General features: G+C 70.2%; 15 protein-coding genes. 6 read left to right on the forward strand and 9 right to left on the reverse strand.

Features of this window, described 5'->3' with window-relative positions:
• The first annotated feature begins 64 nt into the window (after positions 1 to 64).
• Positions 65 to 706, forward strand: a complete 642-nt coding sequence (locus tag NON22_RS11060; protein WP_257386989.1) for a hypothetical protein — start codon at positions 65 to 67, stop codon at positions 704 to 706.
• The gene (locus tag NON22_RS11065) at positions 690 to 1,811 is read left to right on the forward strand and encodes a hypothetical protein (RefSeq protein WP_257386990.1); all 1,122 of its coding nucleotides are present in this window, start codon (positions 690 to 692) and stop codon (positions 1,809 to 1,811) included. The genes NON22_RS11060 and NON22_RS11065 overlap by 17 nt, the downstream gene beginning before the upstream one ends.
• Positions 1,812 to 1,860: 49 nt before the next feature.
• On the opposite strand, the gene NON22_RS11070 is transcribed toward NON22_RS11065, so the two are convergent.
• The 3 genes from NON22_RS11070 to NON22_RS11080 all read right to left on the reverse strand — a co-directional run bounded on the left by NON22_RS11070 (position 1,861) and on the right by NON22_RS11080 (position 4,776).
• Positions 1,861 to 2,094 (reverse strand): YbdD/YjiX family protein, encoded by a 234-nt coding sequence (locus NON22_RS11070; RefSeq protein ID WP_343231943.1) that lies wholly within the window; start codon positions 2,092 to 2,094, stop codon positions 1,861 to 1,863.
• A complete protein-coding gene (locus NON22_RS11075; protein ID WP_306673766.1) occupies positions 2,091 to 4,169 on the reverse strand; it encodes a carbon starvation CstA family protein in 2,079 nt (692 codons plus the stop codon). The genes NON22_RS11070 and NON22_RS11075 overlap by 4 nt, the downstream gene beginning before the upstream one ends.
• Before the next feature lie 184 nt (positions 4,170 to 4,353).
• A complete protein-coding gene (locus NON22_RS11080) occupies positions 4,354 to 4,776 on the reverse strand; it encodes a hypothetical protein (RefSeq protein WP_257386991.1) in 423 nt (140 codons plus the stop codon).
• A gap of 216 nt (positions 4,777 to 4,992) precedes the next feature.
• Here NON22_RS11080 and NON22_RS11085 point away from each other — a divergent pair, with 216 nt between their 5' ends.
• The 3 genes from NON22_RS11085 to lgt all read left to right on the forward strand — a co-directional run bounded on the left by NON22_RS11085 (position 4,993) and on the right by lgt (position 7,835).
• Entirely contained in the window at positions 4,993 to 5,364 is a 372-nt protein-coding gene (locus NON22_RS11085; RefSeq protein WP_257386992.1) for a diacylglycerol kinase, read from the forward strand.
• Positions 5,365 to 5,635: 271 nt separating this feature from the next.
• Positions 5,636 to 6,841, forward strand: a complete 1,206-nt coding sequence (locus NON22_RS11090) for a class I SAM-dependent rRNA methyltransferase (protein WP_257386993.1) — start codon at positions 5,636 to 5,638, stop codon at positions 6,839 to 6,841.
• 115 nt (positions 6,842 to 6,956) lie between these two features.
• Complete coding sequence (lgt, locus tag NON22_RS11095; RefSeq protein ID WP_257386994.1) at positions 6,957 to 7,835, forward strand: prolipoprotein diacylglyceryl transferase; 879 nt, start codon at positions 6,957 to 6,959, stop codon at positions 7,833 to 7,835.
• A gap of 18 nt (positions 7,836 to 7,853) precedes the next feature.
• On the opposite strand, the gene NON22_RS11100 is transcribed toward lgt, so the two are convergent.
• From NON22_RS11100 to NON22_RS11125, 6 genes are all read right to left on the reverse strand, one after another.
• Positions 7,854 to 8,531: an anti-sigma factor family protein gene (locus NON22_RS11100; protein ID WP_257386995.1), complete on the reverse strand. Its 678-nt coding sequence runs from the start codon at positions 8,529 to 8,531 to the stop codon at positions 7,854 to 7,856.
• A 121-nt stretch (positions 8,532 to 8,652) separates the two neighbouring features.
• Positions 8,653 to 9,225 (reverse strand): RNA polymerase sigma factor, encoded by a 573-nt coding sequence (locus NON22_RS11105; protein WP_257386996.1) that lies wholly within the window; start codon positions 9,223 to 9,225, stop codon positions 8,653 to 8,655.
• 449 nt (positions 9,226 to 9,674) lie between these two features.
• Positions 9,675 to 10,691: a magnesium/cobalt transporter CorA gene (corA, locus tag NON22_RS11110; protein WP_257386997.1), complete on the reverse strand. Its 1,017-nt coding sequence runs from the start codon at positions 10,689 to 10,691 to the stop codon at positions 9,675 to 9,677.
• A 214-nt stretch (positions 10,692 to 10,905) separates the two neighbouring features.
• Positions 10,906 to 11,919, reverse strand: coding sequence for a zinc-binding alcohol dehydrogenase family protein (locus NON22_RS11115; RefSeq protein WP_257386998.1), 1,014 nt, complete (start codon positions 11,917 to 11,919; stop codon positions 10,906 to 10,908).
• Positions 11,920 to 11,948: 29 nt separating this feature from the next.
• Entirely contained in the window at positions 11,949 to 13,043 is a 1,095-nt protein-coding gene (locus tag NON22_RS11120; RefSeq protein ID WP_257386999.1) for an alkene reductase, read from the reverse strand.
• Between the two features lie 68 nt (positions 13,044 to 13,111).
• Entirely contained in the window at positions 13,112 to 13,525 is a 414-nt protein-coding gene (locus tag NON22_RS11125) for a VOC family protein (RefSeq protein ID WP_257387000.1), read from the reverse strand.
• 116 nt (positions 13,526 to 13,641) lie between these two features.
• Here NON22_RS11125 and NON22_RS11130 point away from each other — a divergent pair, with 116 nt between their 5' ends.
• The gene (locus NON22_RS11130; RefSeq protein WP_257387001.1) at positions 13,642 to 14,556 is read left to right on the forward strand and encodes a LysR family transcriptional regulator; all 915 of its coding nucleotides are present in this window, start codon (positions 13,642 to 13,644) and stop codon (positions 14,554 to 14,556) included.
• Positions 14,557 to 14,829: the final 273 nt, after the last annotated feature.

A 14,829-nucleotide genomic window follows, 5' to 3' on the forward strand; every position in this document is an offset into this window, starting at 1 on the left:
TGTGCTCTTCCGATCTCTTCGCCTGCGCGCCGTTGCAGGCCATGGGAAACGAGGGGAGGGGACCATGTCGCACGACGATTCGCAGGGCGGAGCGGCCGGCGACGGCACGGCCAGGTCCGGCGGCTGCCGCCGCGCGATACGCGAGACGTGCCCGCGTCGCGTCTGGCTGCAGGCCATGCTGGCCGCGGCATTGATGTTCGCCGGCGCCGGCGCGCAGGCCGGCCGCAGCGCGTCGGCGGCCTATCCCTGGACCGATTTCGACGACCTGTTCGTCCAGGCCCGCCAGCGTTCCGGCCTCGTGCGGATCTATCGCCTGAGCCTGGACCGGGCCGGCGTCGCGACCCTGCTGCTGCAGAACCCGCGCCAGCCGGACTACGTCGACCGCTACGGCTACGACGAAGGCGAGTTCACCGGTCCCGAGCCGGTCAAGTTCAGCCGCTATCCGAGTCTGGCCGAGATCGAGCGGCAGCTGATTCCGCGCGAGGACGTCGATTTCGGCCGCCTGCCGGCGCTGGCCGACCTGGCCTGCGACGCGGCGAACCTGCCCGACGCGAATGTCGACGGCATCGTGCTCGAGCGCGGCGATGCGGACGGCCATGCGCCGCCGGCCACGCCGGTCTGGACGTTCCGCCTGCGCGACGCCGCCCGCAGCGCCGACGTGTATTTCAGTCTCGACGGGAGGATCCTGCATGTCGTGCGCCACTGAGCGGATCCGCCGCGCGCTCGCGCCGGCCGCGGCGCTGGTGCTCGGACTGGCCGCGGCGCAGGCCGCCGAGCCGCTGGCGCCCAAGCAGCTGCACAAGGATCCGGCGCTGCTCAAGCAGCTGTTCGTCGAAGCGATCGGCCGGCCGGTCGACGTGGTCGTGGCCGAGTTCCGCGCCGAGCGGGTGCAACTGGTCGTCGTCGATCCGGTCGCGCCGGCGGTGTTCGAGACCTGGACCGCGACGCCGCGCCGGCCGGTCCAGCGCGAGGAAGGCAGCGCCTACGTCGCCTGTCCGGGTCAGCGCATCGCGCTGGAAACGCTGGATTTCGCGGCCGGCGCGCGCGTGCTCGCGCAGATCGATGCGCTGATCGGCGCGAACGGCTTCGACGCCTCCAACGTCGTGCAGGCCCGGCTCGCCGGCATCGAGGACCGCGCGCGCCGCCGGCCCTGCGACCACCTGGCCTGGTTCGAGACCCTGTCCGACCCGGTCGATCCGCTGATCCGTGTCGACGCCGAATGGACGCTCGACGGCACGCTCGTCAGGGCGCTGGACCGGCAATCGCGGCCGATCCCGCCGGCCAGGCTGTTTTCGGGCGGCTTCGGCGCGGGCCGGCCGAAAACGGCGCCGCCCGTACCGGCGGCGCCGCCCGCGCGCCACGACTATCTCGCCGCCGGCATCGCCGAGGAGCTCGCGCAGATCGAGCAGCGCCTCGGCGCGCCGCTCGCGCTGTATCGCCTCGACATCTACGCCGATTCGCTGCAGGTCACGACGGTCGATGCGGACCGGCGGCACCGGGTGACGGTGTGGCGCTTCGACCGCGACCGGGAGATGGCCGCGCCCGAGGCGAAGGAACTGGTCGGCGACGACTGCGACCGGCCGTTCGCGCTCGCGGACTTCGGCTATCCGCGGCTGGCCGAACTGATCGCCGCGGCGCCGCGGACGATAGCCGCGATGCCCGAGGCGCGCGTGCGCAAGGTCTCGGTGTCGCGCCGGCTGTCCGCGTGCAGGAAGCCGCCGCAGGTCAGTGTCTCGGTCGAGGACGAGCGCGGTTACGGCGACGTGGTCTACGACGCGGCCGGGCAGCTCGTCGAAGCGCGGGTGCGCTGAGCGCGGTAGGCGTGACGACGGCCCGCCGCAGGGCGGGCCGTCCCCGCTGCTAGCAGCAGCGCGAGCGCCCGCGGCCGTAGCGCGCGGCGAGGCGGTCGGCGAAGAATTCCTCGTAGCTCATCGGCGTCGCCTCCGGATGCCGGCGCCGATGGTGGTCGAGGTAGCTGCCGTAGTCGGGCACGCCGACGGCCAGCCGCGCGGTCTCGCAGAGCTGGCGCCAGACCGAGCGCAGGGCCGCCCGCAGTGCGGACGGCCCTGCCGGCGTCGGCGCGGCCTCGTTCACGTGCCCACCGACGCCGCGGCGACGTACGGCGTTTCGAGCGCGGTCGGCGTGCTGCTGCGGCGCGCGGCGAGCGCGGCGCGGATGCCGAAGAACAAGGTGACCAGCACGACGACCGCGAACAGGCCGCAGAGCGCCGCGTCGAGGTAGTTGTTGAACACGACGCGCTGCATGTCGGCGACGGTCTTGGCCGGCGCGAGGATCTCGCCGCGGCCGGCCGCGTCGGCGAAGCGCCGCGCGTTGGCGACGAAGCCGATCTTCGGGTTCTCGTGGAACAGCTTCTGCCAGCTCGCCGTCAGGGTGCACAGCACGAGCCAGGCCGTCGGCAGCGCGGCGATCCAGACGTAGCGGTCGCGCTTCATCTTGATCAGCACGGCGCAGGCCAGGATCAGCGCGAGCGCCGCGAGCATCTGGTTGGCGATGCCGAACAGCGGCCACAGGGTGTTGATGCCGCCTAGCGGATCGACCACGCCCTGGTAGAGGAACCAGCCCCAGCCGGCCACGCAGAGCGCTGTCGCGATCAGGTTGCCGCCCCAGGATTCCGTATGCCGCAGCGGCCCATGCACGGTGCCGAGCAGATCCTGGATCATGAAGCGGCCCACGCGCGTGCCGGCGTCGACCGTGGTCAGGATGAACAGCGCCTCGAACAGGATGGCGTAGTGGTACCAGAACGCCATCATGCCTTCGCCGGAGATCACGTTGTGCAGGATCTGCGCCATGCCGACGGCCAGGGTCGGTGCGCCGCCGGTACGCGACAGGATGGTGTTCTCGCCGATTTCCTTCGCGGTCTGGCTCAGTACCTCGGGCGTGATCACGAAGCCCCACTGGCTGATCGCCTGTGCCGCGGATTCGACCGTGCCGCCGAGCACCGCTGTCGGGCTGTTCATCGCGAAGTAGACGCCGGGCTGCAGTGCGGTCGCGGCGACCAGCGCCATGATCGCGACGAACGCTTCCATGAGCATGCCGCCGTAGCCGATCAGGCGGATGTCGGCTTCGGTCGCGAGCATCTTCGGCGTCGTGCCCGAGGAGATCAGCGCATGGAAGCCCGACACGGCGCCGCAGGCGATCGTGATGAACAGGAAGGGGAACAGGCTGCCCGACCAGACCGGGCCGCTGCCGTCGATGAAGCGCGTGACGGCCGGCATCTGCAGGTCGGGCCGCACGAGGAAGATGGCCAGCGCGAGGATCAGGATGGTGCCGATCTTCAGGAAGGTCGACAGGTAGTCGCGCGGCGCGAGCAGGAACCAGACCGGCAGCACCGAGGCGACGAAGCCGTAGCCGATCATGAGCCAGGCGAGCTGACGGCCGTTGAACGTGAAGGCCGGGCCCCAGGCCGGATCCGTGGCGACGTGGCCGCCGGCCCAGATCGAGACCAGCAGCAGCACGAGGCCGATCACCGAGGCTTCGAGAATGCGGCCCGGCCGCAGCCAGCGCATGTAGATGCCCATGAAGATCGCGATGGGTATGGTGGCCGCGACCGTGAACGTGCCCCAGGGGCTTTCGGCCAGCGCCTTGACCACGACCAGGGCCAGCACCGCGAGCAGGATGATCATGATCGCGAGGATGCCGAGCATCGCCATCGTGCCGGCCGTGCTGCCGAGTTCGGCGCGGATCATGTCGCCGAGCGAGCGGCCGTCGCGGCGCGTGGACAGGAACAGGATGATCATGTCCTGCACGGCGCCGGCGAAGATCACGCCGGCCAGGATCCACAGCGTCCCGGGCAGATAGCCCATCTGCGCGGCGAGCACGGGACCGACCAGCGGACCGGCGCCGGCGATCGCGGCGAAATGATGGCCGTACAGCACCCAGCGGTTCGTCGGCACGAAATCCAGGCCGTCGTTGCGGCGCAGCGCCGGCGTCGCGCGGCTCGGATCGATCGCGAGCGCGTGGTCGGCGATGAAGCGGCCATAGAAGCGATAGCCGATCACGAGGATCGCCATCGCCGCGGCGACCAGCCAGATCGCGTTGACCGGCTCGCCGCGCGACAGCGCGACGACGCCGAGGCAGGCTGCGCCGACCAGCGCGAGCGCGACCCAGCCGAGTTTGCCCAAGAGAGTGTTGCCCATCGTCGTCGTCATCGATCCCGTTCCCCAATGCGTGACGCGCCGAAGCGTCGGCGCGTTCGCGGCGAGGGTCAAGCGCACTTTAGTCGCGATGGCGAAATGGCTCGCAAACGCGGTTTTTCGCGGGATTTTCATGTTGCGTTGCGGCACGCGGCGCAGGCGCGGCGATGCCGGAGACCGTACGCGCGCGGCTGCTCCGCTAGCGCAGCCAGCCGCGTGCGGCGGCCTTGCGGGCCAGCACGATCAGGCCGATCGCGATCAGCAGCACGAGGCCTTGCATCACGACCGCGGCCGGGCCGGCGAGGCTTGCGCCGTCGATCAGCACGAACAGGCCGAAGTCCTGCACGAGTATGCCGGCGAGCGAGGCGACGAACAGCGGCACGGCCCACTTGCGCCGCAGCAGCAGGCCGACGCAGCCCAGCGCGCCGCCGAGCACCGCGACCGCGGTGCCGGCCACGGCCCAGGCCGGACGCGCCTTGTACAGCGCCTGCTGCGCGTCGGACATCTTCGCGACGTCGTCCGGCGACAGGCTCAGGTCCATCGCGAACGCGAGACAGCCGAGCAGGTTCCACAGCAGAGCGACGACGGCGACGACGAAATACCAGCGCGGGGGCGTGTTCATGGCGATGTCCTCGTGGCGGAGCAGGGAGGAGCCGCACCGGCGCGTCGTTCGCGGCCGGGACGGGAGCGGCAGACCTACGCAAGCGACAGCGCAGGCTATTTAGCGCGGCGGCCGGCAGCCCTGCAACGGGCCCGCCGGCGCGGCGGCAGCGGACGGCAGCTTTGGCCGGCTCTGGCATACTACGCGGCCTTTGCGCCCGCCCATTTCCTTCCGATCATGCCCAGCAACGAGCCGCGCGGCCCCAAACAGATCCTCAAAGCCCTGCGCTGGTCCTGGCAGGGGCTCAAGGCCGGCTATGCCTTCGAGGCGTCGTTCCGGCTCGAGGTCTACCTGTTCGTGATCTTCGCGCCGCTGGGGCTCTGGCTCGGCGACGGACCGATCGAGAAGGCGCTGCTCGTCGGCAGCCTGATCCTCGTGCTGTCGGCCGAACTGCTCAATTCCGCCGTCGAGGCCATCGTCGACAAGGCCAGCCCCGAATTCCACGTGCTGGCCGGCCGCGCGAAGGACATGGGTTCGGCCGCGGTGTTCCTGCTGATGCTCAATGTGATGCTGTGCTGGGGCCTGATACTCGTGCCGCGCTGGCTTTGAGCCTCGGTTGCGGTGAGACGCCGGCGAACCGCAACATCGCCGTCTTGCGGCTGCGATGCCGCTGAGCAGGACAACGACCTGATGCCGCCGCCTTGAAGAGTGGTGCCGCCGCAACGGCTTCGACACGGATTCTTCGCAGCGGGAATGTCCTGATGGTGCGGTTCCGGGCGCTCCGGCACGGGTTTTTCGCAGCGCCGGAACCTTGGCGTTGCGGTTCGCCTGCGGCTCGCCGCAGCCTGCCTTTCTTCCTGTATACAACGGAACTCCTGTCATGTCCGACGCCGTCGAATATCCCGCCCTCTATCTCAAGCGCGGCGAAGACGCGCGCCTGCGCGCCGGGCATCTCTGGGTGTTTTCCAACGAGGTCGACGTCAAGCGCACGCCGCTGTCGGGCTTCGCGCCCGGCGAGATCTGCATCGTCGTCGACCATGCGGGCAAGCCGCTCGGCGTCGGCTACGTCAATCCGAATTCGCTGATCTGCGCGCGCCTCGTCGCGCGCGGCCTCGACCATGCGCTGGACCGCTCGCTGTTCGTGCACAAGCTCAACGTCGCTCTGGGGTTGCGCGAGCGGCTCTACGACGAACCGTACTATCGCCTCGTCTACGGCGAGTCCGACGGCCTGCCGGGCCTGACCCTGGACCGCTTCGGCGACGTCGTCGTCGGCCAGACCACGACGGCCGGCATGGAGCGCCTCAAGGACGAGATCGGCGAGGCCGTGGTCAAGGTGCTCAAGCCGCGCGCGCTGGTCTGGAAGAACGACGCGGGCATACGCAGCCTCGAACAGCTGCCCGACTATGCCGACATCGGCTACGGCGCGCTCGATGCGCCGGTCGTCGTGCGCGAAGGCGGCGTCGAATTCGCCTGCGACGTGATCGGCGGGCAGAAGACCGGCTGGTTCTACGACCAGCACGCCAACCGCGACCGTCTCGCGCGCTACGTCGCCGGCAAGCGCGTGCTCGACGTCTGCAGCTATCTCGGCGGCTGGGGCCTGCGCGCCGCGGCGATGGGCGCTGCGGAAGTGGTCTGCGTCGACGTCTCGGCGCACGCGGTCGAGGCGATCAACGGCAACATCGCGCGCAACGGCTTCGGCGATCGCGTGCGCGCGGTCAAGGCCGACGCGTTCGACGAGCTCAAGCGCCTGCGCGAACTGCGCGAGCGTTTCGACGTCGTGATCCTCGACCCGCCGGCCTTCGTCAAGCGCAAGAAGGATTTCGCCGAAGGCCGCATCGCCTATCGCCGGCTCAACGAGATGGGCATGCAGGTGCTGTCGCGCGACGGCATCCTCGTGACCTGTTCTTGCTCCTACCACATGCCGCGCGCGGCGCTGCTCGACAGCGTGCAGCAGGCCGCGCGCCATCTCGACCGCCAGGTGCAGGTGCTGGAGCAGCTGCAGCAGGGGCCTGATCATCCGGTGCATCCGGCGATTCCCGAGACCGACTACCTCAAGGGCTATCTCTGCCGCGTGCTGCCGGCCTGAGCGCCATCGCGTTCGCCGCGGTGCGTGGCCGCGGCTGAATCATTCATCGGCATCGACTGGACGCCGCGCCGCATCTGGCCAAGAATCCGCGCTTCGCTCGCTGGCCGGGACACTCATGCCGTATTTCGACGACATCAACCCGATCGCGCTGTCGCTAGGCCCCATCGCGATCCACTGGTACGGTCTGATGTACGTGCTCGGCGGCCTGTTCGGCTGGTGGCTCGGCAAGCGCCGTCTCGCCGAGGGACGCCTGCCGGCCACCTACGAGCAGTACGCCGACCTGATCTTCTACGCGATGATCGGCGTCATCGTCGGCGGGCGCCTCGGCTACATGCTGTTCTACGGCTTCGAGCAGATCCGCGCCGATCCGTTCGCGCTGCTGCGCGTCTGGGAAGGCGGCATGTCCTTCCACGGCGGCCTGCTCGGCGTGCTCGCGGCGGTCGCGTACTGGTCGCGCAAGCGCGGCATCCGTTTCTTCGACACGGTGGATTTCGTCGCGCCGCTCGTGCCGATCGGCCTGGGTCTCGGCCGGCTCGGCAATTTCATCGGCGGCGAGCTGTGGGGCCGGCACACGGACCTGCCCTGGGGCGTGATCTTCCCGCGCGCGCTGGATCATCTCGGCAAGAGCCACGAGGAACTCGTCGCGCTGTACCGGGCCGGCCAGCTCAACCACGAGGCGCGCCATCCGTCGCAGCTGTACGAACTGCTGCTCGAAGGCGTCGTGCTGTTCGTCGTGCTTTGGCTGTTCTCGGCCAAGCCGCGCCGGCGATATGCGGTGTCGGGCCTGTTCGCGCTGCTCTACGGCCTGTTCCGCTTCAGCGTCGAATTCGTGCGCGAGCCCGACGTACAGCTCGGCTATCTCGCGCTCGGCTGGGTCACGATGGGCCAGATCCTGTCGCTGCCGCTGATCGTCGTCGGCATCGTCCTGCTGGTCGCGTCGCGGCGACAGCCGTTGCCGGCCGCGCCGGTGCCGGGGGCTCCCGCGCAGCAGTGAACCGCCGCGCCGCGGCGCTCAGCGCGCCGCGGCCGCGTGGTCGAGCACGAAGCGGCGTTCCTGGTCGTCGCGGCGGCTGCCGTCGTCTCCGATCGCATAGAGGCGCGCGTGATAGCGCCCGGCCGGCAGCGCGGCCGCGGCCAGGCCGACATAGACGTTGCTGTCGGCTTCCGGCAGCAGATGCGCGAACGACTGCCGGCTGCCGTCGGGCATCTCGAGTTCGAGCAGGTAGTCGCGCACGTCGGAGGCCTTGGGCCGCGTGAACTGCAGCGTCAGCTGCGGCGTGTCGGCCGGAATGCGTACGAGCAGTTCGTCCGACGGCGCGCTGCGCGACAGGCTGAGCCCGACGAACAGCGTCTTGCCGCCGATGCCGGCCGTCGCGGGCGGCGGCGCCGGCGCCCGCAGCGAGACGGCCAGCGCGCCGAGCATCACGCCGAGCGCGAGGCTGGCCGCGAGCGGCAGCCATTGCAGCGCCGGCGAGCGGCGCGGCGGCAGCACGGCTACGTTCGCGGGTTCGGGTTTGCGGCGCGCCTGCATTTCGCGCAGGCCGTCGCGCAGCAGGCGTTCGGCATCCACGGCTTCGGCCAGGTCCGGATCGTCGAACAGGGCCAGCTCGAACTCCTCGAGCTGCTGCTCGTTCATCGTGCCGTCGAGGTAGGCGCGGATGCGCTCGCTCGCAGGGGCGGCGGCGTTCATCGGCGCCTCTGCGGCAGCGCGCCGCGGGCGATTTTCGGTTCGGGGCAAGTCATACGGTTTCTCCAGCCTATCGGTCGACCGGCGCGGCGAGCGGGCCCGGTCGCAGTGGCGGCCGGCCGCTTCAGCGGCCGCCGCGGCGTTTGTCGAGCAGATCCTTGAGCCGCACGCGGGCGCGGTGCAGCACGCGGTCGAAATGCTCGGAGCTCAGGCCGTACTCGCGGCACAGCGCCATCTTGTCTTCGCCGACCACGAGGTAGCGGTGCAGCAGGTCGCGGTCGCGCTCCATCGGCAGTTCGTCCATGAGCTGCGTGATCAAGGTCACGAGTTCCTCGAACTCGTGCGAATCGGCCGGGCTCAGCGCCTCGTCGACGACGACCTCGATGCTGTCGTTGTCGGTGTCGGTGCGCTGGCGCTGGTGTTTGCGCCGCTCGCTGTTGGCCAGGTTGATCGCGGTCTGGCGCAGGAAGCCGCCGATGCGGTTTGGATCGTGGATGCCGTTGTCGCGCATGCGTTCGATGACGACGATGAAGGTTTCCTGGATCAGGTCGTGCACGCGGTCGGGCTGCACGCGGGTCTGCAGCACCAGGGTGACGGCGCGCTGGTGGCGGCGGACGAACGTGGTTTCGGCCTGGCGGTCTCCGCGGGCGACGCGGGCGGCGAGCTCGGAATCGATGGTCGACGGAGAGTCGGACACGGGGTCTAGGCCGTTGGGCATGCGAAACAATCGCCGGCGTGAGTTTTGACCCGATCCTAACCAAAAGGTGAAAACCTGCAAAGCTGTGACTTGAGCCGCAACAATTCGACGGTTTGGCGGGCTCATCCGGCGCCAACGGGCCGGTCGCGGCGCGGCGCCGCGGCAGCACGGTCGGGCAAGGGGGTTCAGAGAACGGATCGACGGCATGGGACGGGGCCTGGCAGGGGACGAGCCGGACGCTCGGTGGCGGCTCCGCCTCCCCCCGGTCCAGCCAAGGCGGCGCCGCGTCCGACGTTTCCCCTACTGCCGCCGGCGCGGCCGGCCTCCCGCCCCGGGCACGGCCGCGTTCAGGCGGCGCTCATCCGGCCGGCGCCGGCGCGCGGGTCTTCGATCGGATCAGGCGGGGCATATCCGGCGACGGGCCGCGGGGCGACCGACGGATCGCCGGGTCACAGCCATTTCGCGCGGCGCAGCACGAAGAACAGGCCGCCGATGATCGCGATCGTCGCGGCGATGAAATAGTGATAGCCGTTGTCGAGCTCGGGCATGTTCTTGAAGTTCATGCCGTACCAGCTCGCGAGCAGGGTCGGCGCGGCGAGCAGCGCGGCCCAGCCGGCCAGGCGCTTGACGACTTCGTTCTGCGCCACGGTCACGAGCGACATGTTCACGCTCATCGCGGCCGTCAGCATCTCGCGCATGGTGTCGGTCGCTTCGTTGATGCGCGCGGCATGGTCGGACACGTCGCGGAAATACAGCCGCACGTCGTCGCGGATCAGGCTCGGGTGGAAGCGCATGAGCTGGTTCAGGATGTCCTGCAGCGGCGCGACGGCCAGCCTCAAGGTGACCAGCTCCTTCTTGAGCTCGTAGAGATTGCGGATCGTGTCGCGCTTGAACGTGTCCTCGAAAATGTCCTTTTCGAGCTCCTGCAGCTCGCTGCGGAATTCGCGCACGATCGGCAGGAAGTTGTCGACGATGAAATCGAGCACCGCATAGAGGCCGTAGCTCGGTCCGAGCGCGAGCAGCTCCGGCGACTGCTCGCAGCTGCGCCGCGCCGGCTGGTAGGACAGCGAGGCGCCGTGGCGCACGGTCACGAGGTAATTGCGGCCGAGGAAGATGTGCGTCTCGCCGAACTCGATCTTGCCGCCGACGGCCTGCGCCGTGTGCACGACGATGAACAGCGAATCGCCGTAGACCTCGATCTTCGGACGCTGGTGCGCCGCATGCGCGTCCTCGACCGCGAGCTCGTGCAGGTCGAATTCCTCCTGCAGCCGTTCGAGCAGACTTTCGTCGGGCTCGTGCAGGCCGACCCAGACGAAGTTGTTCCGGTCCTTGAGCACCTCGCTGATCTCGGCGATGGTGATGTCGCGCAGGCGCTGGCCGGTCTCGGTCGAGTACGCCACGCAGTTGACCACCATCGCATGCGGATCGACGGGCAGGGACGGCGTGGTGCTCGGCGCAAGATTCATGGGCGGCTCGGCGTGCGGGGCGCGGCAATGATGCCGCAAGCCCGCAGCGCCGCCTACCGCTTCGTCGGGCGGAGCCCGACGAGGAGAACGGGGAATCGGGATTGGGGAATGTAAGAGCAGGGGCCCAAAACCTCCCTTGAAGGGGAGGGCATGGTGGGGATGGGGGCGCGGCTGTTTTTACGATTCCCGATTCTCCATTCCGATTCCCGGCTTCTCAGCTGCCGAAGCCTTCAAGCACGATCTTGCCGCGCGCCGTGCCGCTCTCGATCAGCGCATGGGCGCGGCGCAGGTTGGCCGCGTCGATGCGGCCGAAATGCTCGCCGAGCGTCGTGACCACGCGTCCGTCGTCGACGAGATCGGCGACGGCGTTCAGCAGCCGGTGCTGCTCGATCATGTCCGGCGTCTCGAACACCGGCCGCGCGAACATCATTTCCCAATGCAGCGACAGCGCCTTGCGCTTGAGCTTCATGACGTCCAGCGGCGTGGCCGGGTCGTCGATGAGGCCGAGCCGGCCCTGCGGCCTGAGCGCCTCGACGACGGCATCGAAATGGCGGTCGCTCTGGGTCAGGCTCGCGACGTAGTCGACCTGGGGCAGGCCGATCCGGCGCAGTTCCTCGTGCAGCGGCCGCGAATGGTCGATGACGTCGTGTGCGCCGAGCCGCTCGACCCAGGCGTGCGTTTCCGGCCGCGAGGCCGTACCGATCACGCGCAGGCCGGTCAGACGCCGCGCGAGCTGCACGAGGATCGAGCCGACGCCGCCGGCCGCGCCGATCACGAGCAGGCTTTCGTCGCGGTCGCGGCTGACCTGGAGACGGTCGAACAGCAGTTCCCAGGCCGTGATCGCAGTCAGCGGCAGTGCCGCGCCCTGGGCGAAATCCAGGCGCTGCGGCAGGCGGCCGACGATGCGCTCGTCGACGACCTGGCGCTCCGCGTTCGAGCCGGGCCGCGCGATCGAGCCCGCATACCAGACGCGGTCGCCGGGCTTGAACAGGCTGACCGCGCTGCCGACCGCGCGCACGGTGCCGGCGGCGTCGAAACCCAGCACGCGGGCCTGGCCGACCGGCGGTGCGGCGTGGCGGCGTACCTTGGTGTCGACCGGATTGACCGAGACGGCCTGCACGTCGACGAGCAGGTCGCGCGGACCCGGCTCGGGTTCGGGCAGTTCGAGATCGACCAGCGCCTGGTCGTCGCTGATCGGAAGGTTCTTGTAGAAGCCAACGGCTTTCATGGCGGTTTCCCGGTGGTTGAGAGAAAGGATCAGGCGGCTGCGGCGTAGTCCGGATAGCTGGTATAGCCCTGCGCGTCACCGCCGAACAGACCGCCGTCGAACGCGGCCAGCGGCCAGCCGTGGCGCAGCCGGGCGGGCAGGTCGGGATTGGCGATGAACGGGCGGCCGAACGCGACGAGGTCGGTCAGGCCGCGGGCCAGCAGGTCCTCGGCGCGCGCCGTGTCGTAGCGGCCGGCGACGACGAGCCGGCCGGCATAGGCCTCGCGCAGCGCGGCGCGGAAAGCGTCGGGCACGACGGGCGCGTCGTCCCAGTCGGCTTCGGCCAGGTGCAGATAGGCCACGCCGATCCGCTGCAGTTCGGCCGCCGCGTGCAGGATGGCCGGGATGATCTCGGGGCAGTTCATGTTGCGCGCCGTGATGTACGGCGCGAGGCGCACGCCGACACGCGCGGCGCCGACCTCGCCGGCGACGGCCGCGGCGACTTCGCGCAGCAGCCGCGTGCGGTTGGCGATGCTGCCGCCGTAGTCGTCGTCGCGCCGGTTCGAGGTCGTGCGCAGGAACTGGTCGATCAGATAGCCGTTCGCGCCGTGGATCTCCACGCCGTCGAAGCCGGCGCGCAACGCATTGGCCGCGGCGCGGCGATAGTCGTCGACGATGCCGGCGATCTCCTCGCGCCGCAGCGCGCGCGGCACGGGACAGTCGACGAGGCCGCCGGCGCCGTCGCGCACGATCCAGACCTGCGCGTCGGGCGCGAGCGCCGACGGCGCGACCGGCAGTTCGCCGCCGTGGAACAGCGGATGCGACATGCGGCCGACGTGCCAGAGCTGCAGCGCGATGCGCCCGCCGGCCGCGTGCACGGCGTCGGTGACGAGGCGCCAGCCGTCGACCTGCTCCGCGCTGTAGATGCCCGGCGTGAAGCTGTAGCCCTGGCCCTGGCGCGAGATCTGCGTCGCCTCGGTGACGATCAGGCCGGCGCCGGCGCGCTGCGCGTAGTACTGCGCCATCAGCGCATTCGGCACGTCGCCGGGCTGGCTGCTGCGGCAGCGCGTCATCGGCGCCATGACGATGCGGTTCGGCAGATTCAGCGCGCCCACCGTCAGCGGGCGGAACAGATGGTCGTTCACAGGTGCGGTCCTGGTGCGGATGGTAATAGTGGAAAAAGATTCATCGGCCGGAACCGAAGCTGGCCGCGTCAGGCGGTCGGCGGCGCCGCGCCGGCCGGCGCATCGAGCTCGACGACGAAGCCGCCGGGCAGGCGCACGAAGATCTGCACGGTTCCCTGCTCGGGCACGACCGCGACGTCGTGCGGCAGCTGTGCGGCCCGCAGGCGCGCGATCAGCGCCGTCGCGGCTTCGTCGGTGCGGAACGCGATGTGCGCGAACGCCACGGTCGCGCCGAGCGCCGGCGCGTCCACGCGGTGCAGCCAGGCCTCGTCGCCGTGGTACAGCCATTCGCCCGGGAAGCGGAACGGCGGCCGGTAGCCGCGGCGCAGGCCCATGACCTCGCCGAACAGGCGCTGCAGGGGCGCACTGTCGCCGCTGCGCAGGTTGATGTGATCGAAGCGCCAGCGCGGCGATGCGGCGGTTTCGGGCGATGCGGCGGACATGGTCGGTTCCAGCGGTGCGGAGGCCGGCAGCTTGATTGATTGACGGATCGTGAAAAACCTCGCTAAAACCGAATCAGTTTCAAACATTGATTGAAAGCCGGGGCGCGAGGCAGGCGATGAAGGCATTGATGGAACTGGAGTTCTTCGTCCGCGCCGCGGACAGCGGCAGTTTTTCCGCCGCGGCGCGGAGCCTCGACCTGAGCCCGGCCGCGGCGAGCGCGGCGATCAAGCGCCTCGAGGCCGAGCTGCAGGTGCGCCTGTTCGTGCGCTCCACACGCAGCCTGCGCCTGACGCCGGACGGCGAGCGCTTCCTGCAGCATTGCCGCGTCGCGCTGCAGGCCTTGTCCGACGGCGAACAGGCCCTGCGCGGCGACGGATCGGCGCTGCGCGGCAGCCTGCAGCTGTCGCTGCCGTCGGATCTGGGCCGGCACACTGTGCTGCCGTGGCTCGATGCGTTCCTCGCGCGGCATCCGGCGCTGCGCCTGCGCGTGCAGCTGTCGGACCGGCTCGCCGACGTCTATCGCGAGCCGGTCGATCTGGCCCTGCGCTACGGCGCGCCGGCCGATTCCGCCTTGATCGCGCTGCCGCTGCTGCCGCAGAACCGGCGCGTGCTCTGCGCAGCGCCGGTCTATCTCGCGCGCGCGGGCCGGCCGGCGCAGCCGCAGGATCTGCGCCGGCACAACTGCCTGCGTTTTCTGCTCAGCGACGAACTGCATGCGCGCTGGCGCTTTCACGGCGCCCACGGCGACAGCGTGGTCACGGTGGAAGGCGACCGGGTCAGCGACGACGGCGAAGCGGTGCGGCGCTGGGCCGTGGCCGGCCATGGCATCGCCTACAAGTCCTGGCTCGACGTCCATGCCGACGTGCAGGCCGGCCGGCTCGAGACCTTGCTGCCGCACTGGCGCGGCGAAAGCGCGCCGCTGAACCTGATCTGCGCCGACCGGCGCCTGCTGAGCCCCGCCGTGCAGGCGTTGCGTGAATTCCTGGCGGCACGCTGCGCCGAGCTGCGGCCGCCGCCGGTCGTGGCCTGAGTCAGGGAGAGGTCAGAAACGTCACGCGGCGCGACGACGGCGCGCTGCTGCCCGCCGAAGCCGCCGCCCGCCGGCATCCACGGCACGTGCGTTCGTGCGCGCCCGACCGGAACGTTGGGCGACCGCCCGGGTTCGGTGCGCTCGCCGGTTCTTCACTCTTTGCCGGCCGGTTCCGCGTCGCAGCCGCGCGCGGCGCGCGCACGTGCGCCGAAGCGCGCGATGCGTTCGCGGTAGGCGCCGGCCGCATCGCCGCGCGCGCCGGCCGTCAGGCGC

This window comes from Tahibacter caeni, assembly GCF_024609805.1.
In the GTDB taxonomy this organism is placed as follows: Bacteria; Pseudomonadota; Gammaproteobacteria; order Xanthomonadales; family Rhodanobacteraceae; genus Tahibacter; species Tahibacter caeni.